The following is a 21,335-nucleotide window of genomic DNA, read 5'->3' as shown; positions in this document are numbered from 1 at the left end:
CACCGGCAGCGGTCCTGAGTCACTCAGTCCGCCCCGGGACGAGGGTCGTTCGCGCCCCCCGCGGACCTCCCCCGCTCGCACCAGGCGACGGCCTCCTCGCGGGACGGGAACCTCTGCCAGGGCGTCAGCCGCGCTCCACCCGGCGCGCGCGGATCGACCACGACGGCCACCCGGTGCCCCTCCCCCTCCAGCCGGGCCAGTGCGGAGGCCACGAGCGAGGCGCCGGAGGGCTCCACACTGGTGACGTCGAGCAGGTCGAGCACCACCCAGCCGCCGGACTCCGGAGCCACTTCGGACAGCCCGTGCAGCAGCCGTTCGGCCGCGGTGAAGTCCAGGGCGCCCTGTGCGGCCACCAGCCCCGTCCGCGTCCCGTGGTCCGCCTCCGTGATGGTGGGGGCGGACAGCGTGGGATGGCGCATCATATGCAGCCCGAACCGCTCGGACAGCTCCCGCAGCGCCTCGATACCGCGCACCGGAGTGCCCGTGGCATCGAGGGGCGGGCTGTGGACCGCGACCCCGAACCGCGCCGGGCTCACGGCGATCAGCCCGCCGGACACCCCGCTCTTCGCGGGCAGACCCACCCGAAGCAGCCAGGCACCGGACGCGTCGTACATCCCGCAGGACGCCATCACCGCGAGTACCTGGCAGGCGACGGTCTCGGACACCACCTTCTCGCCGGTCACCGGGTTGACACCTCCGTTGCCCAGGGTCGCCGCCATCACCGCGAGGTCGCCGGTGGTGACCCGTACCGCGCACTGCCGGAAGTAGGTGTCCACGACCGAGGGCGGACCGGGCAGCGCCCCGAGGCTGCTCATCAGATACGCGAGCGCGCGGTTGCGGTCGCCCGTCTCCGCCTCCGACGCGTGCACGGTCTCGTCGACGTCCAGCCGGCGGCCCGCGAAGCGGCTCAGGCAGTCCAGGATGCGCTCGAACCGCTCCGCGTCGGTGGGGCCGGGCACCAGGGCGGTGGTGGCGATGGCCCCCGCGTTGATCATCGCGTTGTCCGGCCGCCCGGTGTCCGGCTCCAGGCTGATCGCGTTGTAGCCCTCGCCGCTCGGCTCCGTACCCACCCACCGGGTCACTTCGTCGAGGCCGAGGAGTGAGAGGACGAGCGCGTACACGAACGGCTTCGACACCGACTGGACGGTGAACGGCACTTCCGCGTCGCCCGCCCGGTACCGGTGTCCGTACATGCTCACCAGTGAGAGCCCGAAGGTGTCCGGGTCCGCGAGCGCCAGCTGCGGGATGTAGCCGGCGACGGCGCCGTCCCGCAGTGCGCCGAGCCGGTCATGGAGCTCCGCCAGGGATTCCGTCACCACGTCGAGTACGGGGCTGTCCTTCGCCATTCGCCATGCTAATCACGGATGCGGGCGGGCCGCGTCCGGATGCAGCCGTGCGGCGGCTGGTGGATCGTGAAGGGCACCAGTACCAGAAAGGGAGTCATGGAAACCAACGCTCTGACGCCTGCGGTCCTGCAGAGCCTGCGCAAGAAGCAGCCCCATCCGGTGGTGTCCGTGAGTATGCCGACGCACCGGCGCGAGACGGACAACGCCCAGGACGCGGTGCGGCTGCGCAATCTCGTGGCCGAGGCGGGCCGCCGGATCGACACCTGGACCAACGGCGGCGAACCGCTGCAGCGGGAGGTGCGGGCCGGGCTCAGGGCCCAGCTCGACCGGGCGCACACGGACATCGACCTGCGGTACTCCCAGGACGGGCTGGTGATCTTCGCGAGTGCCGACACGTACCAGACCTGGGTGCTGCCGAGGGAGGTCCCGGAACGCGTGGTGATCAGCGACAGCTACCTCACCAGGAACCTGGTCGCCGCCCGGGCCCGGGCCACCCCGTACTGGGTGCTCGTCGTGGCCGCGACCCGCGCCACGCTCTGGCACGGATACCAGGGGACGGTGCGCGAGCACACGGGCAACAGCTTCCCGGTCACCCCTGACGAGCTGCAGACCGATGTGCAGCGCGAGGAACGCATCGGTGACGTGGCCAGTACGTTCCAGGACGAGGAGACCCGCCGGTACCTCCGTGACGTGGACAGCGCGCTCGCCGCGGTCCTCGCCGCGACCCCCCGGCCGCTCTTCGTGGTGGGTCTGGCCCCCGCGCTGAGCCTCCTGGAGGACGTGGGGACCGCCACCCGGCACGCGGCGGCCAAGATCCTCACCGGCGGGCTGGTGAACGGCCCGGCACCCGAGCTGTTCCGGGAGCTGGAGCCGAGCCTGCGCGAGTTCCGGGCGCGGACGGCCGAACGGACTGCGGACCGGCTGGACGCCGCGCGCGGCAGGCGGACCTTCGCCGCGGGTCTCGACGAGGTGTGGGAGTCGGTACGGGAGGGCCGGGTCGCCCTGGTGGCGGTCGAGGAGAACTTCCAGCGGACCGTACGGGTGAAGGAGGGGCATCTGGTACCGGTCGATCCGCCGGAACCGGGGGCGCCCTCTCCCGATGGCGAGGCCGTCCGTGAGGACATCGTCGACGAGCTCGTGGAGCTGGCCCTGGACACCGGGGCCGAGGTCGTCTTCGTACCCGACGGCACACTCGCCGACCACGACCGCATCGCGGCCGATCTGCGCTACTGACCCCGGTCGCGGCTGGCTGACCCCGGTCGGCCGGCGATCGGCCGGCCGGCACTGGCCCCGGTCCGCGCTACTGGCCCCGCGGCCCGCCGCCGTCGGCCGTCGGGTCACCGACGAGGTGCACCGCGGCCTCCTCGGCGGAGGCCGCGCCGCCGTCGACGCCCACGTCCTCCGCCAGCATGTCCTTCTCGGCCTCCTCGTGCGCCCCTTCGTCGGGCGCGACGAGTCGGCCCGACCGGTCACCGCCGACCTCTTCGTCCAGCGGCTCCCCGTCGCTGTCCGACGCGTCGCCGATGCCGTCGCCGCCCGGTGCGCGGAGCAGCGCCGGGTCGGGCAGCTCCTCGGCCAGGCGCTGGTCCAGCGTCTCGCCCTCCTGCTGCTCCTCCTGCGTGGTTGCCGCGTGGTCGACGCCCAGCGGCCGTTCCGGCGGGGACCAGCCCTCGTCGTACGGATCGGAGGCACGGCCGTTGAGTGTGTCCTCGCGGTCGAGAATGCCCGAGTCCTCGGTGACTTCACTGCCGTCCGGCTGGTAGACGTCGTCACCCCTGGCGTCGTTCGCTCCCATCGCCACGGTGTGCTCCTTCGTCCGTCCCTCGGTGCGTCCGTTCGTGCCTCCGGGCCGCTCGCCCGGCAGGACCTCTCTTCCTTCCAGCGTGCTCGCATATCCGTGCCAGGACAACGCCGCAGGTCCCGGACGGCCCCACGGGAGCCGCAGCCGTACCGGCCGATACGGCCCGGCGGCACCGTGCGGGATGTGTGGTACGGTGCGACCAGCACTTGTGTACGCCCCTCGATGGGCGCCGGTGCCAGTTATCGCATTTACCGCGTCTCGCGTTCTCTTGCTGCTGCGCCTTTCTTCTCATGATCGGCGATCCGGCTCACAAGCACCACCTCTCCCGGCCCGGGCTCTCTGCCCGTCGCACGGGGCGTGCCGACACACCGCCCCCGCCGGGTCCCTCATCCGCATGTCCCGAGACGGCATGCCCGCGAAAGGACTCACCATGACCACCACACTCGAACGCCCTCCTGTCCAACAGGACCTGTCCGTCACCGCCTCCGGCGTCCTCGATGTCACCGGCCGGGGGCACGGCCTGCTGCGCACCCACGCCGGCCCGGGCTCCCGCCCGTCGCCCGACGATGTCCAGGTGACCGCCGACCGGATCCGCCAGTTCGGCCTGCGTGCGGGCGACTTCGTCGAAGGGACCTGTCCGCGGCCCGGCGCCCCGGTCCGGGTCGACCGGGTCAACGGCCGCCCGCCCGAGGCCCTTCGGGGCCGTCGGCACTTCCGCGACCTAACACCTCTGCACCCGCGTGAGCGGCTGCGCCTCGAAACGGCGGGCGGCGCGGCGTCGACCCGTCTCATCGACCTGATCGCCCCGATCGGCAAGGGGCAGCGCGGTCTGATCGTCGCGCCGCCCAGGACCGGTAAGACCGTGCTGCTCCAGCAGCTCGCGGCCGCCATCGCGGCCAACCACCCGGAGTGCCATCTGATGGTGGTGCTGCTCGACGAACGCCCCGAGGAGGTCACCGACATGCGCCGCTCCGTACGGGGCGACGTCCTCGCGTCGACCTTCGACAGGCCGGCGAAGGAGCACATCGCACTCGCCGACCTCGCGGTGGAGCGTGCCAAGCGCCTGGTCGAACAGGGCGAGGACGTCGTCATCCTGCTCGACTCCCTGACCCGGCTCTGCCGGGCGCACAACAACGCGGCGTCATCGGGCGGCCGGACCCTGTCGGGCGGTGTCGACGCTGCCGCGGTGCAGGGCCCCAAGCGGCTCTTCGGCGCCGCGCGCCTCGCCGAGGAGGGCGGTTCCCTGACCATCCTCGCGACCGCGCTGGTCGACACCGGCTCCCGCGCCGACGACTACTTCTTCGAGGAGCTGAAGAGCACCGGCAACATGGAGCTCCGGCTGGACCGCGCACTGGCCGACAGGCGCGTCTTCCCGGCCGTCGACATCACACCTTCGGGCACTCGGCGCGAGGAACTGCTCCTCGCCGAGGGCGAGTTGGCCGCCGTACAGGGGCTGCGCCGGGCGCTGCGCTCCCGGGACGGGCAGGCGACGCTGGAAGCGCTGCTGGAGAAGATCCGGCACACACCCGACAACGCCGCCTTCCTGCGTCAGATCCACCGCACGGTCCCCGGCGCCTGACCTCCCGGCGCACGGGTTCCCGCTGCGGGCGTCAGCCGGCCAGGGCCGCCGAGACGACAGCCTTCGCCTCCTCCTGGACCTGGCCGAGATGGCCGGCCCCGAGGAAGGACTCCGCGTAGATCTTGTAGACGTCCTCGGTACCCGAAGGCCGGGCCGCGAACCAGGCGTTCTCCGTGGTCACCTTGATGCCGCCGATGGGCGCGCCGTTGCCGGGCGCCTCCGTGAGCACCGCCGTGACCCGCTCCCCCGCCAGGGTGTCCGCGGTGATCTGCCCGGGCGAGAGCCTGGCGAGCACCGCCTTCTCCGTACGGTCGGCAGGGGCGTCGATCCTGGCGTAGGCGGGCGCGCCGAAACGCTCGGTGAGCGCCGTGTAGTGCTCGGACGGGGTCTTCCCGGTGACCGCGAGGATCTCGGAAGCGAGCAGGGCCAGGATGATGCCGTCCTTGTCGGTGGTCCACACCGACCCGTCGCGGCGCAGGAATGAGGCTCCCGCCGACTCCTCGCCGCCGAAGCCCAGCGAACCGCCCACCAGACCGTCCACGAACCACTTGAAGCCGACGGGTACTTCGACCAGTTCGCGGCCCAGGCCGGCCGCCACCCGGTCGATCATCCCCGATGAGACCAGCGTCTTGCCGATGCCCGCACCCGCGGGCCACTGCTCGCGGTGCGTGAACAGGTACGAAATCGCCGCGGCCAGGTAGTGGTTGGGGTTCATCAGCCCGGCGTCCGGGGTGACGATGCCGTGCCGGTCGGCGTCGGCGTCGTTGCCGGTGGCGATCCGGTACTCGTCGCACCGCTCGATCAGCGACGCCATCGCGTACGGCGACGAGCAGTCCATCCGGATCTTCCCGTCCCAGTCCAGGGTCATGAACCGCCAGGTCGGGTCGGCGAGCGGGTTGACCACGGTCAGGTCGATCCGGTGCTGTTCGGCGATCCGGCCCCAGTACGCGACGGACGCACCGCCCAGCGGGTCGGCGCCGATGCGCAGACCGGCGGCGCGCACCGCGTCCAGGTCGACCACGGCGGGCAGGTCGCTCACATAGGTATCGAGGAAGTCGTAGCGCCCGGTCGTGGAGGCGGCCAGCGCGCGGGCGCAGGGCAGCCGGCGTACGTCCTTGAGACCGGCGGCGATGATCTCGTTGGCGCGGTCCTGGATCCAGCCGGTCGCGTCGGATCCGGCGGGGCCGCCGCTCGGGGGGTTGTACTTGAACCCGCCGTCGGCGGGCGGATTGTGCGAGGGGGTGACCACCACACCGTCGGCGAGCCCCGAGGTCCGGCCGCGGTTGTACGTGAGGATGGCGTGCGAGACGGCCGGGGTCGGGGTGTAGCCGTCGGCCGAGTCGATGAGCAGGGTCACCTCGTTGGCCGCGAACACCTCGACGGCGGTGACCCTGGCCGGCTCGGAGAGCGCATGGGTGTCGGCGCCGAGGAAGAGCGGGCCGTCGGTCCCCTGCCGGGCGCGGTACTCGCAGATCGCCTGGCTGGTGGCGGCGATGTGGTCCTCGTTGAACGCGGTGGCGAAGGACGAGCCGCGGTGTCCCGAGGTGCCGAACGCCACCCGCTGGGCGGGCTCGTCGGGGTCCGGGTGCAGCGCGTAGTACGAGGTCACCAGCCGGGCGACATCGGTGAGGTCCTCCGGCCGCGCCGGCTGCCCAGCCCGTTCGTGCGCCATCTGCCCACTCCTCCGTATCGATCGTCGGACCCAGTTTGTCAGTTCACCCCGGTCACGTCCGCCGGGCCACGACGAGGCGCCAGCGCGGGCTGCCGTCCGGCCGGCGGCCGAACTCCTCCAGCGGCAGGAGCTCCACCGAGAATCCGGCCCGGGTGAGATCGTCCCGCACCGCGCCCAGCGGGAACGTCCGGTAGTACATGACGAACCGCGGCCGCCACACCAGGTTCCGCACGCGCATCACCGAGTCGAAGCCGAGCAGCGTCCAGTACAGCGGGTCGCTGAAGGACTGCGGCGCCCCGATGGGGAAGGCGAACACTCCGCCGGGCCGCAGCGCCCGGTGGACCCCGGCGAACAGGCCGGGGCGTTCAGCGGGCAGGAAGTGGCCGAAAGCCCCGAAACTCACGGCCAGGTCGAAGGCGCTCCGGAACGGCAGGTCCCGGGCATCGGCGCGTACCCACTCGGCCACCGGTACGCCCGCACCCGTCTCCGCCCGGCGGGCGGCGGCCAGCATCCCGGCGCTGAAGTCCACCCCGGTGACACGCTCCGTGCAGAGGGTGCGCAGCACCCGGGCGCCCGCGCCCGTACCGCAGCAGACGTCGAGTCCCGCCCCGAACGGGCCGAGCGGGCGCAGCGCGCAGCCGACCGCGTCCAGGACGCGGTCGGGCGTACGGAACGGGGTCTGGTCGAACTTCGGCGCCAGCAGGTCGTAACCCCGCTCGATCGAGGAGAGCGCCTGCACGGTCAGCTCCCGGAGGGTCGGACCCTGCGGGGTGAACGGCCGCCGCAGGCCCGAGAGCGCGGCCCTGGCCCGGGAAGCCATCAGCTGCCGCCTTCCGGCTGGAGCCCTGCCTGCCGGGCCACCGCCTCGCTGTCCGCGAGATGGCTGCGTCCCGCCTCGCCCAACTGCCCGAGCACACCGGCCAGGACCGTCTCCACCGTGGCCAGCGTGGGGACCATGCTGTCGTACGGAGAGGGGGCGGCGACCTGGCTCGGCAGGACGACATCGGCGACGTTGGTCACCGGGGAGAGCCAGGTGTCGGTGAAGAGCACGATCTTGCTGCCGCGCCGCCGTGCCATCTCGCCGATGACGCTCTTGTCCGGTTCGTAGCGGCGGTAGTCGAAGACGACGAGGACGTCCTGCTTGCCGAGCCCGGCGAGTACGGCGGTCCGCTCCACGTCACGGTCGGGGAGGAGCACCACGTCGTCGCGCAGCTGCATCAGGTGCAGTGCCAGGTACTGGGCCAGCAGATGCGTGAACCGGCCGCCGACGAGGACGACACGGTGCTTGGGATGGCTGAGCAGCCCGACCGCGGCCTGCAGGTCGTGCGGCGGCAGCTCGCGCAGAGTACGGGCCACCGCGGCGCTGAACACGTCCTGTTCCCGGTCGCCCTTGCCCTGCTCCCCTTCCTGTTTCCGCGTTCCCTCGCCCGGCCCGTCGCCGGGCTGCGGGAGCAGCGGACCGCTGCCGTATCCGCGCGTGCTGTACAGCTCCAGCGGCGAGGCGCTGCGCTCCTCCAGCTCGTCGCGGAGCGCTGCCTGGAAGCCGGGGAACCCCTTGTATCCGAGCCTGTTGACGAAGCGGATCACGGTGGGGGCGCTCACTCCGGCCCGTTCGGCGAGCGTGGCCACGGTCTCGAAACCCGCCGACGGGTAGCCCGCGAGGAGTACCCGGGCCACCTTGCGTTCGGCGGGACTGAGGTCGCCGAGTCTGTGCCGGATCTCTTCGGCAAGTGAGGACATGGGCCACGCCACCTTTCAGAGGCTTCAGATTACGCAGGCGGGCCGCTCCCCGTGACATCGCGTGGGCGGGCCGCCCGGCGGCGGCCCGCTCCGCGCGGCCGGTCAGCCGGGGCGTGCGTCCCCGAGCGCCACGATCAGGGCTCCCAGCAGGGCGGTTCTGGCGGGCACCGTGGTGACGTCGAGCCACTCGTCCGGGCCGTGATCGCCGCCGCCGACCGGGCCGAGGCCGTCGAGGACGGGTACTCCGGTGCCGGCGATGGTGTTGGCGTCCCCGACACCGCCGGTGGCAGCGGCTCCCAGGCCGATCCCCAGCTCCGCTGCCGCCTCCCGTGCCTGGCCGAGCATGGCGCGGGCCCGCGCGGTGTCCTCCATCGGCGGACAGGTGTACGTCTGCCGCACGGTCGCGGTGGTGCCCGGCACTGACAGCCGGGCGGCGGCCGCTCCGACCGCCTCCTTCGCACACCGGATGCCCTCGGCGGTCGACGACCGTATCTCCACGTGCAACTCGGCCTCGGGGCACACGATATTGATGCGGCTGCCCGCCCTGACGATCCCCACATTGACGGTGACGTCGCTCCAGCGTCCGTTCAGCCGCTGGCAGGCGATGAGGAGGTGCGCGGCGGCCAGCGCCGCGTTCGCGCCGCGTTCCGGTTCGATACCGGCGTGGGCCGCCCGTCCTGTGACGGTGACGAGGAGGTCCACCACCCCCTTGCGGGCGATGACCAGGTCGCCGTTCTCCCGGGCGCACTCCAGGCCCAGTCCATAGTCGATGCCCGCGCAGAGCGAGGCCGTCACCGGACGGCTGGCCGGGGAACCGGTCTCCTCGTCAGGGGTGGCGAGGAAGACGATCTCCGCGAAGTCCAGCATCCGCCGGTGCACCAGGAGTTCGACCGCGGCGAGACCGGCCAGCAGGCCGCCCTTGTCGTCGCTGGCTCCGGGGCCGCGGGCGAATCCACCGTCCACGGCGAAGGGCCGCTGCGCCGCCGTTCCTTCCTCGAAGACGGTGTCCATGTGCCCGGCCAGCAGGATGCGCCGCCCGCCGCGCTCCACCGGCAGCCGGCCGCGCAGCCGTCCCACCACCAGATCACCGGACTCCTGGCCGGGGCGGTCGGGGCTGCCTGCGCTGTCTGCGCTGTCTGCGCTGTCTGCGGCTACGGCTATCCGCTCCGTCTCGAATCCCATGGCCGCCAGCCGGTGAACGGTCCAGGTCGCGACCCGGTTGACTCCTGCGGGGGTGTAGGAGCCGGAGTCGATCGACACGAGGTGTGCCAGATCGGCCAGATACCGGTCCTGACGGGCGACGGCGTCGGGCAGCAGCAGGGCCGCGGCCTGCGCCGCCGCGCTGCGCTTCCGTACGCGGGACATCACAGGACCTTCGAGAGGAAGGCGCGGGTGCGCTCGTGCCGGGGCTCGCCGAGCACCTGCCGCGGATCCCCCGACTCGACCACGACGCCGCCGTCCATGAAGACGGCCGTGTCGGCGACTTCCCTGGCGAAACCGATCTCGTGGGTGACGACGATCATCGTCATACCGTCCGCCGCGAGTTGACGCATGACGTCGAGTACGTCACCGACCAGTTCGGGGTCCAGGGCCGATGTGGGCTCGTCGAAGAGCATCAGTCCCGGCCGCATCGCCAGGGCCCTGGCGATCGCCACCCGCTGCTGCTGGCCGCCCGAGAGCCGGGAGGGGTAGTGGTCGGCACGGTCGGCGAGGCCGACCCGGTCCAGGAGGCGCAGCGCATCGGCGTGCGCATCGGCCCTCGGGACGCCGGCCACCCGCACGGGGGCCTCCATCACGTTCTGCACCGCCGTCATGTGCGGGAAGAGATTGAACCGCTGGAAGACCATCCCGATGTGCCGCCGCCTCAGAGCGACTTCACGCTCTCTCAGTTCGTGGAGCTTGCTGCCCTGTTGGCGATAGCCGACCGGGGATCCGTCGACGGTCAGGCTGCCGCCGTCGAGCTTCTCCAGGTGGTTGATGCAGCGCAGGAAGGTCGACTTGCCCGAACCCGAGGGGCCCAGCAGACAGCAGACCTGGCCGCGTTCCACGGTGAGGTCGATGCCCCGCAGTACGGCGGCCTTCCCGAAGCTCTTGCGTACGCCGTCGGCGTGCACCATCGGTGTTCCCACTGTCATCGCTCCATCTCCGGTACGTCGGGGCGGGCGGGCCGGGCGAAGCGCAGGACGGCGCCCGTGAGGAGGCGCTTCACCGGCCCTGCGGCAGGTGCCGCCGCGCCGCGGCCGTACCGCCGCTCCAGCCAGGCCTGCGGCAGGCTCAGCGCGGTGACCAGGATCAGGTACCAGATGGCGGCGACCACGAGCATCGGCATGACCTGGTAGTTCTGGGCGTACACGTCCTGGATGTTGGACATCAGGTCGTGCGCCGAGATCACGGAGACCAGAGCGGTCATCTTGAGCATGTTGATCGTCTCGTTGCCCAGCGGCGGAATGATCACCCGCATGGCCTGGGGCAGCACGATGCGCCGGGTGGTCAGGGCGGGCCCCATCCCCAGCGAGTGGGCCGCCTCGGCCTGTCCCGGATCGACGGACTGGATACCGGCCCGGACGATCTCGCTGATGTACGCGGCCTCGTTCAGCCCCAGGGCCAGCAGCGCGGCCACGGCGGGGGTCAGCACCGCGTTGGTGTCCGCCGTGAGGAAGGTGATGTGGGTGAACGGCACTCCGATCAGTACGTGGTGGTAGAGCGCGCCCGCATATCCCCAGAAGATGATCTGGACCAGGAGCGGAGTACTGCGGAAGAACCAGACGAACGAGGTCGCCATAGTGCTCAGGACCGGGTTGTGCGACAGGCGCAGCACGGCCACGAGGACACCGAGGCCGAGGCCGAGCGCCATCGCGGCAGCCGTGAGCCAGAGTGTGGTGGCCAGGCCGCGGAAGACCAGGCCGTCGAAGACGTAGCGTCCGACAACGGGCCAGTGCAGGTTGCTGTTCCGGGCAACGGAACCGACCAGTCCGGCGAGGGCGACGGCCGCGACCGCGGCGGCGATCCACCGGCCCCAGTGGCGGACCGGTACGAGGGTGAGGCTCTGCGGGGCGGGCGGCGGCGGGGCGGCGGCACTGCCCTGCGCGGCTCCTGACGGTGTGATGGCGCGCATATCAGGACACCGCCGGGTTCCTGGTCGCGTCCTTCACGGCGATGGAGGCCGCGCCGTACTTCGCGCAGATCTTCCTGAGTGTGCCGTCGCCGATCAGTTCCTGAAGGGCTTTGCGGATCGCGCCGGTCAGCCGGGGAAGCCGCTGGGTGACGCCGATACCGTTGGGGGTGGCGTCGTAACCCGCGCCGTGCGCCGGGTCCTTGACGAGTGCGAAGGCCTGGCCTCCGTCGGCGGTCCGCGCCGTCCATCCGGCCGCGGGTTCGGTCAGCAGATCGGCGGCGACCTTCCCGGAGCGCAGGGCGAGTTGTGCGTCGGAGTCCTTGGGGAAGCTCTGGATCGCGATGGGGCCCCTGCCGAGGTGAGCACACGTGGACTGGTGCGCCTTGAGCACGTCCAGCTGATGGGCGGCGGCCTCCACACCCACCTTTCTGCCGCAGAGATCGTCCAGGCGGGCGATCCTGTGCGGGTTTCCCCTGGTGACGAGAATCCCCGAGCCGGAGACGGAGTAGTCCACGAAGTCGAGGACCCGCCGGCGCGCCTTGCTGTCGGTCATGGCCGAGATCACCACATCGAACTTGCCCGCCTGGATCGCGGGCACGATGCCGTCGAACTGCTGCGCCTTGAAGACGAATCGCACGCCGAGTTTGGCGCCGAGTGCCTGCCCGAGGTCGTAGTCGAGGCCGGTGAGCGCGGGCTCGCCATCGGTCACGAACATGACGAACGGCGCGTACGGCGCGTCGGTGGCGACCCGGACCGTGCCGGAGGACTTGACCGGTTCGGGCAGAGCGGCGTGCAGTGCCGCGTCGCGGGTGACGTGCACACCCGCGATGTTCGCGGTGGCCGGCTGAGCGGCTCCCCCGCTGTCCGTGTGCTCGCCGCACGCGGTCAGCGAGAGGGCCGACGAGATGGACAGTGCGGTTGCCGCTGCTGCGCGACGGAATGAGCGGGTGTGCAACACAAGCGCCTCCCACGGTTGTGCCGTGCGGTGGATTCACCGCCGGATGGCATCCCGCACGTTACACACTTCCGTAATAAACGCTCTACTGTAATTTCTATTACATCCAGGTAACGGGCTCGCGCCGGGTCAGCCGGTCGGGCTGTCCAGCAGCCGCCGCCCGCCGTGCACCGGTGCGGTCGACTCCCGTACCACCAGGCGCGGCCTGATCAGCAGGGACCGCCCGGCCGCGGGCGCGGACTCGATGCAGGCCCGCAGCTGCTGGAAGGTCTCGGCCGCCATCTCCGGCAGCGGCTGGCGGACGGTGGTCAGCGGCGGTTCGAAGAGGTCGGCGAGCAGGATGTCGTCGAAGCCGACCACCGAGATGTCCTGCCCCGCACGGTGACCCGCGTCCTTGGCGCCCCGGCAGATCCCGATCGCACACATGTCGTTGATGGCGACGAACGCGGTGGGCGGCCGGTCCCCGGCCAGCAGTTCCCGCGCGGCATTGCGGCCCAGCTCGGCCGCGTCCTTGTCGCCGAACTCCGTGGTGACCGCGCCCGGCCAGACCACCGCGTCCCGGGGGTCGAGCCCCGCCGCCTCCAGCGCGGCGCGGAAGCCGCGCAACCGCTCCCGGCGGTTGACGCTGTGCACGGAACCCGAGACGAACGCCAGCCTGCGGTGGCCGAGTTCGATCAGATGACGGGTGGCCAGCTCAGCGCCCATCGCGTTGTCCACACTGATACTGGCCAGCGACGGCGGGTCGCCCGCCTGCGCGGTGCGGTCGAAGGCGACCATCTTCAGCCCGCGGCTGAGCAGCGGGGTCACATGGTCGAGCGACGGCAGCGAGGAGCAGAGGACGACCCCGCTCACCCCGTCGGCCAGCAGCTCCTCGCCGTACTTCAGCTCGCGGGCCGGGTCGCGCTCACTGTTGCAGAGCAGCACGTGGTAGCCCTCGGCGAGCGCGATGGCCTCCAGCTCCCGGGCGAGCGACCCCCAGAAGGGGTTGGCCACGGACGGCACGATGAGGCCGATGACCTTGATGCGGCCGGTGCGCAGCATCCTGGCCGCCCGGTTGGGCCGGTAGCTGAGCCGCTCGATCGCCTGCTCCACCCGGGCGAGCGTGGCGGCCTGCATCCGGTCCGTACGCCCGTTGAGGACGTTGGAGACCGTACTTGCGGAGACCCCCGCGGCCTCCGCGACCTGATGGATCGTTACCTGGCTCATGCCACCTCCGGTTCGGACCGCCCTAGCGGGATTAGTGTACCGATTTACTGAACGGTCTTCACCGATACAGCAGTTAACTTCTCCGAAAAATTCTTGTGCACCAGCTGTTGACGTCGTTCCGGAGGCGTTCTTAGTCTCAGTGCATCGATTTACAAGCACATCTCAGCCATCTGCTGGGGTGCTAGGCGCATTCGCTTGGGTGCTACGCACTGGATCGATCCACCACCTTCACCTCAAAAGGGGTGCCCCATGGAACTCAGCAGACGGTCGATGCTCACGGTCATCGGCGCGGGGACCGCCGTCGCCCTCACCGGTTGCGGCGCCGGCGCCACGACGGCGGGTTCGGCCGACGGCCCCGCCGAGGGCGAGATCACTCTCCTCACCCCGATCTACGAAGGCTCCGACGGCAAGCAGCTGCTGGAGCAGAAGATCCTCGGCGGGTTCCGCAAGAAGTACCCGCACGTCAAGGTCAACGTGGACTACACCACGTACACCCAGCTCAACGAGAAGATCACCACCGGCCTCGCGGGCGGGCTGCTGCCGGACGTCCTGATGATGGGCGTCGGCTGGATCCCGCCGTTCGCCGCCAAGCAGGCGATCGCCCCGCTGCCCGAGAAGCTGGCCACCGCACACGACTACGAGAAGCGGGTGCTGGAGCCGTCCCGCTACGACGGGAAGCTGTACGCGCTGCCGGTCGTCCTCGACACCCGGATCGTCGTGTACCGCAAGGACCACTTCGCCGAGGCCGGCATCAGGAAGACACCCGCGAACTGGGCGGAACTGCGCGCGGTCTCCAAGCAGTTGACGAAGAACGGCCGGATGGGCTTCGACCCCTTCTCGATCGAACTGCGGCAGTGCTGGGAGACCTTCCTCTACGCCAACGGCGGCTCGCTGTTCAGCGCCGACGGCAAGAAGGCACAGTTCACCGACGCGCGCGGGGTCGAGGCCCTGCAGTTCTTCAAGGACCTGATCGCCGACGGTTCGGCGGACTACACGAAGAAGACCGACTTGGGCGCTCCGACCAACGTCCAGACCGGCAAGGCGTCGATGATGATGACGAGCAGCGCCCTCTGGAAACAGCTCGAAACGCAGAACCCCGAGCTCATCAAGGAGGACAAGGTCGGCGCGTTCGTCCTCGCCAACCGGAAGCCCGCGATGCTCCAGGGCGGCACGCTCGTCACCCAGTCCGCGAGCTCCAAGCAGCCGGCCGCGGCCCGTGCCCTGGTCGAGTACCTCGCGACGCCCGCGTCCATCCTCGGCGCCGCCGAACAGCGCGGCTCGGTGCCCGGACTCAACGAGCTCAACAAGACCGGCTACGTCAGGCAGAACAAGTTCGTCGACGTCTCCCTCCGGAACATGGGCGCCGCCTGCTCCGAGGGCGGCACCGCGGCCTGGATGGAGATCCGCGAAAAGATCAAGCCGACGCTGGAACCCGCCATCGTGGGCGGCCAGTCCGCGAAGGACGCCATCGCGGAACTCGGCCGGCTCGCCGAGGCCGCCATCGGCCGGATGTAAGGACCCGTCACTGTGGGAGCACCATCCGTACTCAAGGCGCGGCCCGCCCGGCCGCCCTCCCCTCCGGGCAACACCACCCCCGTACGCACCCGTCGCACCCCGGCGGGCCCCGGCCGCAGACGCCGCCGCGCCGGGATGCTGATGGTGGCGCCCGCGCTGCTGCACGCCTCGCTCTGGATCGGTCTGCCGGTACTCGCCTCGGTGGTGCTGGCCTTCACCAAGTACGACGTGCTGACCGCACCGCGCTTCGTGGGCCTGGACAACTTCCGGGAGATGCTGGGCGACGCGGTCTTCCGCAAGTCCATCGTGAACACCGTCGTCTACACCTTCTTCACCGTGCCGGTCGGCATGGTGCTGGGGCTGCTGCTGGCGCTGGCCCTGCACACCGGGCTCAAGGCGCGCGGTCTGTTCCGCACCGCGGTCTTCCTGCCTCAGGTGACGGCGACGGTGGCCATCGCCCTGGTCTGGCTGTGGATCTACAACCCGGGGAACGGCCTCTTCAACACGCTGCTCTCGTTCGCCGGGATCAGCGGCCCGGCCTGGCTGGTCTCGACGTCCTGGGCGATGCCCTCGGTCATCCTCGTCGGCATCTGGCAGGGCATCGGCATGAAGATGCTGATCTATCTGGCCGCGCTGCAGACCCTGCCGAGGGAGCTGTACGAGGCGGCTTCGGTGGACGGCGCCTCCAGGGCACGGCAGTTCTTCTCGATCACCGTGCCGCTGCTCAATCCCGCGACGTTCTTCGTCCTCATCACCTCGATGATCAACGCGTTCCAGTCCTTCGACCAGATCTACATCCTCACCGACGGCGGCCCCGCCGACAGCACCACGATGATGACGTACGAGATCTACAAGTCCGCCTTCCGGGAGTTCCGCGTCGGATACGCCTGCGCGCAGTCGCTGGTGCTCTTCGTACTGCTGATGGGTTTCACCCTGGTCAACCGGCGGATCATGGGAGGCACCCGTGGCCACAGCTGAGCTCCGCAGGCCGAGACCCCGCCGTGCGCCGGTGGCGCCGGGCCGGGTGGCACTCCATGTGACACTGGCCGTGGTCTCCCTGCTGATGGTGGTGCCGTTCGTCTGGATGGTGCTCACCTCACTGAAGACCCCGGTGGAGATCGCCTCGTCCCACACCGAACTGCTCCCGAAGCACTGGCAGTTCAGCAACTACGCGGACGCGCTGAAGGCCGCGCCGTTCGCCACGTACGCCCGGAACAGCTTCGTCATCGCCATCAGCCACACACTGATCAACGTGGTGGTGGCCTCGATGGCCGGGTACTCGCTGGCCCGCATCAGGTTCCGCGGCAGCGAGGTCATCTTCTACCTCTTCGTCGCCGCGCTGATGATCCCGACGTACACCAAGGTGCTGCCCGAGTTCCTGATCGTCCGCTTCATGCCGCTGGCCGGCGGGAACAATCTCTTCGGCCAGGGCGGCAGCGGCTGGCTGGACACCTGGTGGGCACTGATCGTGCCCGGCGCCGTCACCCCGTTCGCGGTCTTCCTCTTCCGGCAGTTCTACCTCGATCTGCCGGTGGAGTTGGAGGAGGCGGCCAGGCTCGACGGGCTCGGCGAGCTCCGGATCTACGCCCGGATCATGACACCGCAGGTCAAGCCCGCGCTCACCACCGTCGCGCTGCTCACCTTCGAGGCGTCGTGGAACAACTTCCTCTGGCCGCTGCTGGTGACCCGCAGCGACAACCTGCGGGTGATCCAGGTGGGGCTCTCCGTCTTCAAGACCGAGAACGGCACCCAGTGGCAGTACCTGATGGCCGGCACCACCCTGGCCACCCTCCCCATGGTCGTCCTCTTCCTCATCGGCCAGCGCTATTTCGTGCAGGGCTTCGCAACCGCCGGTCTCAAGTGACCGGCTCCAGAAAGGGCTTCACCCATGTCTGCTGATCTCAACGGCTCCCGCGCCCTGGTGACGGGAGCCGGCCACGGCATCGGCCGGGCCATCGCCGTCGCCCTGGCCGACGCGGGCGCCGATGTCGCCGTGCACTACCACTCGTCCGCCGACGAGGCCGGGCGGACCGTCTCCGCGGTCGAGGCGCTGGGCCGCCGGGCCAAGGCGTTCCGCGCCGACGTGACTGTCAGCACAGATGTGGACCGGCTGGTGGAGGAGGCCACCGGCTTCCTCGGCGGCCTCGACATCCTGGTCTGCAACGCGGGCCATCTGATCGGCCGCGCGAAGATCACCGAGATGACCGACGCGCACTTCGACCAGGTCATCTCCACCAATCTCACGTCGATGTTCCGCACCTGCCGCGCCGCGCTGCCGCACCTCGCGCGGTCGTCGGCGGGCCGCATCATCACCATGTCGTCGCTCGCCGCGCACAACGGGGGCGGCCCCGGCTCGGTGGCGTACGCGGCGGCGAAGGCGGGCGTGCGCGGCTTCACCAAGGGGCTGGCGAAGGAGGTCGCGGCGGACGGGATCACCGTGAACGCCGTAGCCCCCGGCTTCATCAAGGGCACCTCCTTCCACGACACGTTCACCGCGCCCGCCGCCCAGCAGGCCATGGAAGCGGGCATCCCGGTCGGCCGGGCCGGTACCCCCGAGGACGTCGGCGCGGCCGTGGTGCATCTGGCGTCGCCCGCATCCGGTTTCCTCACCGCCACCACGGTGGACATCGACGGTGGCGTATGGCCCCGCTGAAGCGGATCGCCCGCGAGCGGGGCGGCTGGTGGCACGCGTACGTCTGCCCGGCCCACGGGGTGGAGCTCGACCACGGCGATCTGCTCGCCGGGGTGTTCCCCGACGGCGGGGCGCGCTGCGCGCACGGCTGCCGGGTGGACGACGAGAAGGTGCGCGGGGCCTGGCTGGTGCTGTCGCACCAGGCGTGGGCGCGGCGGCTGCGGCTGCTCGCCCACCGTGGCGAGCGCGCCGAGGCCGTCGCCCGGCTGACCGAGTACGCCCAGCTCTACGCGGAGCTCGCGGACCGTCAGCACGGGGAGGCCCAGGACTGGATGCTGCGCGGCCGGCTCTTCCACCAGGCGCTCACCGACGCCATCTGGGCGGTGAACACCGGCCACGCGGTGAGCACGCTCGCCGAGCGCGGCACCGGGGACCTGGCTCCGCTGCTGCCGCTGCTCGACGCCCTGGAGCAGGCCGCTCTCGACGCCCGTGGGGTGCTGACCGGGCAGGGGCTCCTGGCATCCAACTACACCGCCTGGCTGAACGCGGCGGGCTCGGCAGCCGGGCGCGCGTCGGCCGCGGTGCGGGGCCGGGAGTGGGACGGTGCGAAGCAGTGGCTGGAGGGCGAGCACGGCCTGTACGAGCATCTGCGGGCCGCGGTCGCCGACGACGGCTGGGAGTGGGAGGGCAGCACCTACTACCACGGCTTCGTGCTGCGGGCCGCGCTGCTCGCGCTGCGTGCGACCGATCCGGCGGCCGTCCCGGCCGATGTCCTGGACGTACTGGCCGGGATGGCGGATGTGCTGGCGGCCGTCGCGACTGCGGGCGGGATTCTGCCCGCCCTGCACGACGGTCCGTATCTGCGCGGCCCGCTCGCCCTGGAATGGCTCGAACTGGTCGCGCTGGCTCAGCAGTTGGTGCCGTCCGCCGGGCTCGAAGCGGTCGCGGCCCGGGCCAGGCAGGAGCTGGGGGACAGCGACGACGGGCTCGACCGGGAGCTGGCCGGCTGGTTCGCGGGACCCCCGCTGCCGCAGCGCCCGGCGCCCGGCGCGGTCACCGTGTTCCCGGTGACCGGGTACGCGGTGCTGCGCGGGGCGGGGATCCACGCCGTACTGGACTTCGGCCCGCACGGAGGCTCGCACGGGCACCGCGACAAGCTGTCGCTCTACCTGTACGGCGACACCACGCCCTGGCAGCCGGATCCCGGCCAAGTCCCCTACGGACACGTCGAGTTCCGGGACCTGTACGCGTCGTCCGACGCGCACCCGGCGTTCCGCGCGGACGGCACGGAACAGGCCGAGTGCGCGGGATTGCTGCTCGGCTCGGACAGTTCCTCGGTCACGGCGGAGGTGAGCGGGGCCTATGAGGGGGTGCGCGCGGTCCGGCGGCTCGCCCTCGGCAGCTGCTATCTGGTGGACCTGCTGACGGTGGACGCCGGGAGCGCCCACCGGTTCACCGCGCAGCTGCGGCCCGGTACCGCGCTGGACGTCCTGGTCGCGGCCGCCGGACCGGTGCGGACCACCTGGCACGGCGACGAGACGCTGCACGGCCTGCACACCCACACCCCGGGGGTCCCGGTACGCCCGCTGACCGTGCCGGGCCCTGGTCCGGCCGACGATCCGCAACGCGTCTGCACCCGGGTCGACTTCACCGCCGGGGCCCGGCACGTGACCTTCGCCTCGGTGTACCAGGCGGACGGTGCGGGTCCGGACGTCACCGTCGTACGGCTGGACGGTGACGTACTGACGGTCGGGCTGGCCGACGGCTCGACCGCGCTGTTCCGGACGGAGGACTGACCGTGCTGCTCTCCGCGACCCCGCCGCCCGGCCCGCGCCCCGCGCAGGAAGCCCGGCTGTACGAGGAGGCCGCCCGCCTGCGCGGGCTGTCCCCGCCGGCCGGCCATCCGTCGGCCAGCATCACCTGGCTCGGTCCCGCCGCCTCCAACCCGGCACTGGCGTACCGGACGGGCGGTGACCCCGCGCACCTCGCGGAGAGCCGCCGCTGGATCGAGGCCGCGGTGCGGCTGCCGCACTGGGGCAGAGCCCATATGCCGGACCACGATCTGGACGCGGGCTGGCTGCTGCACCATCTCTCCCTGGCGTACCGCTGGACCGGGGACGTGCTGCCCGACGGGACGAGCGCCCTCCTCAAGTACAAACTGCTCCTCCAGGGGCGCCGTCTCCACGAGTTCGCGGTGGCGTCCGAGGGCCGCTGGTGGTCGTCGTCGTACTGGCAGAACCACAACTGGATCTGCTACGCGGGGCTCGCCACCGCAGGATACGTGCTGGGCAAGCAGGAGTGGACCGACCGGGCCAGGGACAACCTCGGCCGGGTGCTCGACCTGCTGCCCGATGACGGTTCGCACGCCGAGGGCGTCGTCTACTGGCGCTACGGCGTGCCCTGGCTCGCCATCCATCTGGACCTGCTCCAGGAGGCGGAGGGCATCAACTGGTGGGAGCGCGGCGGGTTCCTGTCCCGTACGTTCGACTACCGGCTGCACCAGACCGCACCGGGGTTCGCGCTCAATGTGGACCACGGCGACTGCCACGACCGGCGCAGCGGGCACAGCGCCGGGCTCTACTACCGGCTCGCCGCGCAGTACGGCATCGCCGAGGCGCAGTGGATGGGCGATCTGGCGTCGGGCGAACTGCTGCACGCGGAGGCCGCGGAGAGCGGAGTCCGGCCCGGAATCCTCCCGGAGGCGTATCTGGAGTACCTCTGGTACGACCCGTCGGTCCCGGCCCGCAGGCCCACCGCCACGCGGGCGTTCTTCCCCGATCTGGGGCTGCTCACCGCCCGTACCGGCTGGGACGACGGCGACACCCTGGTGTCGTTCAAGGCGAGTCCCGGCGGTGGCCACAAGGCATGGGAGACCTCGGCGAAGCACCGGGCCGAACAGGGCTGGGAGACGCTGAACCAGGGTCACCACCACCCCGATTCGGGCTCCTTCGTACTGGTCTCGCAGGGCGCTTTCCTCGCGGTCGACGAGGGCTACAGCAACCGCAAGCGGGCCGCGCACCACAATCTGCTGCTGGTCGACGGCCAGGGGTACGCGGACGAGGACCGCTACCACGTCTACGCGGACATCCCCCACGAACGGCAGGCCGGACAGCGCGATGTGCTGCTGGCCGGGGGCTGGGCGCACGCCACGGCGGAGATCGCCGCGATGTACGGTCCGGCGCTCGGGGTGCGCAGGCTCGACCGCACTCTGGTGTTCACCCCGGCGGGCCGGCTGGTGCTGCTGGACCTCGCCGAGGCGGACACCGGCCGGGAGTGGTCGTTCCTGCTCCAGACCGACGCGCCCACCGAGGAGCTGCCGGACGGCACCCGGCTGATCAGGTCGGGTGAAGCGACCGCCCACGTACGGCAGTTCGCGCCGGACGACGCCGCGTGGACCTCGGAGGTCACGGAGGTCGAGGCGAACCCGACGTCCAGTACCCCGGAGCTGAAACTCACCCGCACCCTGCACACACTGCGCTCCACCACCGCGCGTACCGCGTCCGGACTGTTCCTCACCGCGGTCGAACCCGGTGCGGTGGCCACGGCCCGCGCCCTGGAGTGCGCGGCGGGCGAGGGCGTGGCCCTGGACGGTGAGCGGGTGCTCCTGTCCCCCGCCGCCCGCCGGATCCGGGCGGCCGGGGTCACCGCCGACGCGGCGGCCGTGCTGCTCGCCGACGGCTCGGCGCCGTATGTGGTGGCGGCCCGGCGGCTCGAACTGGACGGCCGGGTACTGCTCGACTCGGCCGAGCCGTACACCGGAAAGGTCGGCTGACC

The 21,335-nt window shown here is 71.2% G+C and carries 18 protein-coding genes; 8 read left to right on the top strand and 10 right to left on the bottom strand.

Annotated features, from left to right (window positions below; genetic code table 11):
• Positions 1 to 23: 23 nt before the first annotated feature.
• The gene (gene glsA / locus OG210_RS30420; RefSeq protein ID WP_328323742.1) at positions 24 to 1,346 is read right to left on the bottom strand and encodes a glutaminase A; all 1,323 of its coding nucleotides are present in this window, start codon (positions 1,344 to 1,346) and stop codon (positions 24 to 26) included.
• Positions 1,347 to 1,442: 96 nt separating this feature from the next.
• Between glsA and OG210_RS30415 the strand changes: the two genes are divergently transcribed.
• Positions 1,443 to 2,579: a chemotaxis protein gene (locus tag OG210_RS30415; RefSeq protein ID WP_371539737.1), complete on the top strand. Its 1,137-nt coding sequence runs from the start codon at positions 1,443 to 1,445 to the stop codon at positions 2,577 to 2,579.
• Between the two features lie 67 nt (positions 2,580 to 2,646).
• Here OG210_RS30415 and OG210_RS30410 read toward each other — a convergent pair whose 3' ends face one another.
• Entirely contained in the window at positions 2,647 to 3,141 is a 495-nt protein-coding gene (locus tag OG210_RS30410) for a DUF5709 domain-containing protein (protein ID WP_371540547.1), read from the bottom strand.
• Positions 3,142 to 3,577: 436 nt separating this feature from the next.
• Between OG210_RS30410 and rho the strand changes: the two genes are divergently transcribed.
• Complete coding sequence (rho, locus tag OG210_RS30405) at positions 3,578 to 4,726, top strand: transcription termination factor Rho (protein ID WP_328323746.1); 1,149 nt, start codon at positions 3,578 to 3,580, stop codon at positions 4,724 to 4,726.
• 31 nt (positions 4,727 to 4,757) lie between these two features.
• On the opposite strand, the gene pgm is transcribed toward rho, so the two are convergent.
• The 8 genes from pgm to OG210_RS30365 form a co-directional block, all read right to left on the bottom strand.
• Positions 4,758 to 6,398, bottom strand: a complete 1,641-nt coding sequence (gene pgm / locus OG210_RS30400) for a phosphoglucomutase (alpha-D-glucose-1,6-bisphosphate-dependent) (RefSeq protein WP_328323748.1) — start codon at positions 6,396 to 6,398, stop codon at positions 4,758 to 4,760.
• Positions 6,399 to 6,450: 52 nt separating this feature from the next.
• Positions 6,451 to 7,218: a class I SAM-dependent methyltransferase gene (locus OG210_RS30395; RefSeq protein WP_328323750.1), complete on the bottom strand. Its 768-nt coding sequence runs from the start codon at positions 7,216 to 7,218 to the stop codon at positions 6,451 to 6,453.
• Positions 7,218 to 8,138: a MurR/RpiR family transcriptional regulator gene (locus OG210_RS30390; protein ID WP_328323752.1), complete on the bottom strand. Its 921-nt coding sequence runs from the start codon at positions 8,136 to 8,138 to the stop codon at positions 7,218 to 7,220. The genes OG210_RS30395 and OG210_RS30390 overlap by 1 nt, the downstream gene beginning before the upstream one ends.
• A gap of 102 nt (positions 8,139 to 8,240) precedes the next feature.
• Positions 8,241 to 9,503 carry a M20/M25/M40 family metallo-hydrolase gene (locus OG210_RS30385; protein ID WP_371539733.1) on the bottom strand — a complete coding sequence of 421 codons (1,263 nt, stop codon included), beginning with the start codon at positions 9,501 to 9,503 and terminating at the stop codon, positions 8,241 to 8,243.
• Positions 9,503 to 10,255: an amino acid ABC transporter ATP-binding protein gene (locus tag OG210_RS30380; RefSeq protein WP_328335302.1), complete on the bottom strand. Its 753-nt coding sequence runs from the start codon at positions 10,253 to 10,255 to the stop codon at positions 9,503 to 9,505. Before OG210_RS30380 ends, OG210_RS30385 begins: the two co-directional genes overlap by 1 nt.
• A gap of 14 nt (positions 10,256 to 10,269) precedes the next feature.
• Positions 10,270 to 11,253 carry an amino acid ABC transporter permease gene (locus tag OG210_RS30375; protein WP_328323756.1) on the bottom strand — a complete coding sequence of 328 codons (984 nt, stop codon included), beginning with the start codon at positions 11,251 to 11,253 and terminating at the stop codon, positions 10,270 to 10,272.
• 1 nt (position 11,254) lies between these two features.
• Entirely contained in the window at positions 11,255 to 12,208 is a 954-nt protein-coding gene (locus OG210_RS30370) for an ABC transporter substrate-binding protein (protein WP_328323758.1), read from the bottom strand.
• Between the two features lie 129 nt (positions 12,209 to 12,337).
• Entirely contained in the window at positions 12,338 to 13,414 is a 1,077-nt protein-coding gene (locus OG210_RS30365; RefSeq protein WP_328323760.1) for a LacI family DNA-binding transcriptional regulator, read from the bottom strand.
• Between the two features lie 249 nt (positions 13,415 to 13,663).
• Here OG210_RS30365 and OG210_RS30360 point away from each other — a divergent pair, with 249 nt between their 5' ends.
• From OG210_RS30360 to OG210_RS30335, 6 genes are read left to right on the top strand one after another with little or no spacing between them, the layout of a single operon-like run.
• Complete coding sequence (locus tag OG210_RS30360; protein WP_328323762.1) at positions 13,664 to 14,929, top strand: ABC transporter substrate-binding protein; 1,266 nt, start codon at positions 13,664 to 13,666, stop codon at positions 14,927 to 14,929.
• Positions 14,930 to 14,941: 12 nt separating this feature from the next.
• Positions 14,942 to 15,907, top strand: a complete 966-nt coding sequence (locus OG210_RS30355) for a carbohydrate ABC transporter permease (protein WP_371539729.1) — start codon at positions 14,942 to 14,944, stop codon at positions 15,905 to 15,907.
• Entirely contained in the window at positions 15,894 to 16,793 is a 900-nt protein-coding gene (locus tag OG210_RS30350; protein WP_328323766.1) for a carbohydrate ABC transporter permease, read from the top strand. Before OG210_RS30355 ends, OG210_RS30350 begins: the two co-directional genes overlap by 14 nt.
• A gap of 24 nt (positions 16,794 to 16,817) precedes the next feature.
• Positions 16,818 to 17,582, top strand: coding sequence for an SDR family NAD(P)-dependent oxidoreductase (locus OG210_RS30345; RefSeq protein ID WP_328323768.1), 765 nt, complete (start codon positions 16,818 to 16,820; stop codon positions 17,580 to 17,582).
• Positions 17,570 to 19,357 carry a heparinase II/III family protein gene (locus tag OG210_RS30340; protein WP_328323770.1) on the top strand — a complete coding sequence of 596 codons (1,788 nt, stop codon included), beginning with the start codon at positions 17,570 to 17,572 and terminating at the stop codon, positions 19,355 to 19,357. Before OG210_RS30345 ends, OG210_RS30340 begins: the two co-directional genes overlap by 13 nt.
• Before the next feature lie 2 nt (positions 19,358 to 19,359).
• A complete protein-coding gene (locus OG210_RS30335) occupies positions 19,360 to 21,333 on the top strand; it encodes a hypothetical protein (protein ID WP_328323772.1) in 1,974 nt (657 codons plus the stop codon).
• Positions 21,334 to 21,335 lie beyond the last annotated feature (2 nt).

The organism is Streptomyces sp. NBC_00466 (genome assembly GCF_041433995.1).
Classification (GTDB): domain Bacteria; phylum Actinomycetota; class Actinomycetes; order Streptomycetales; family Streptomycetaceae; genus Streptomyces.
This window is presented reverse-complemented; position numbering and strand designations above follow the sequence as displayed.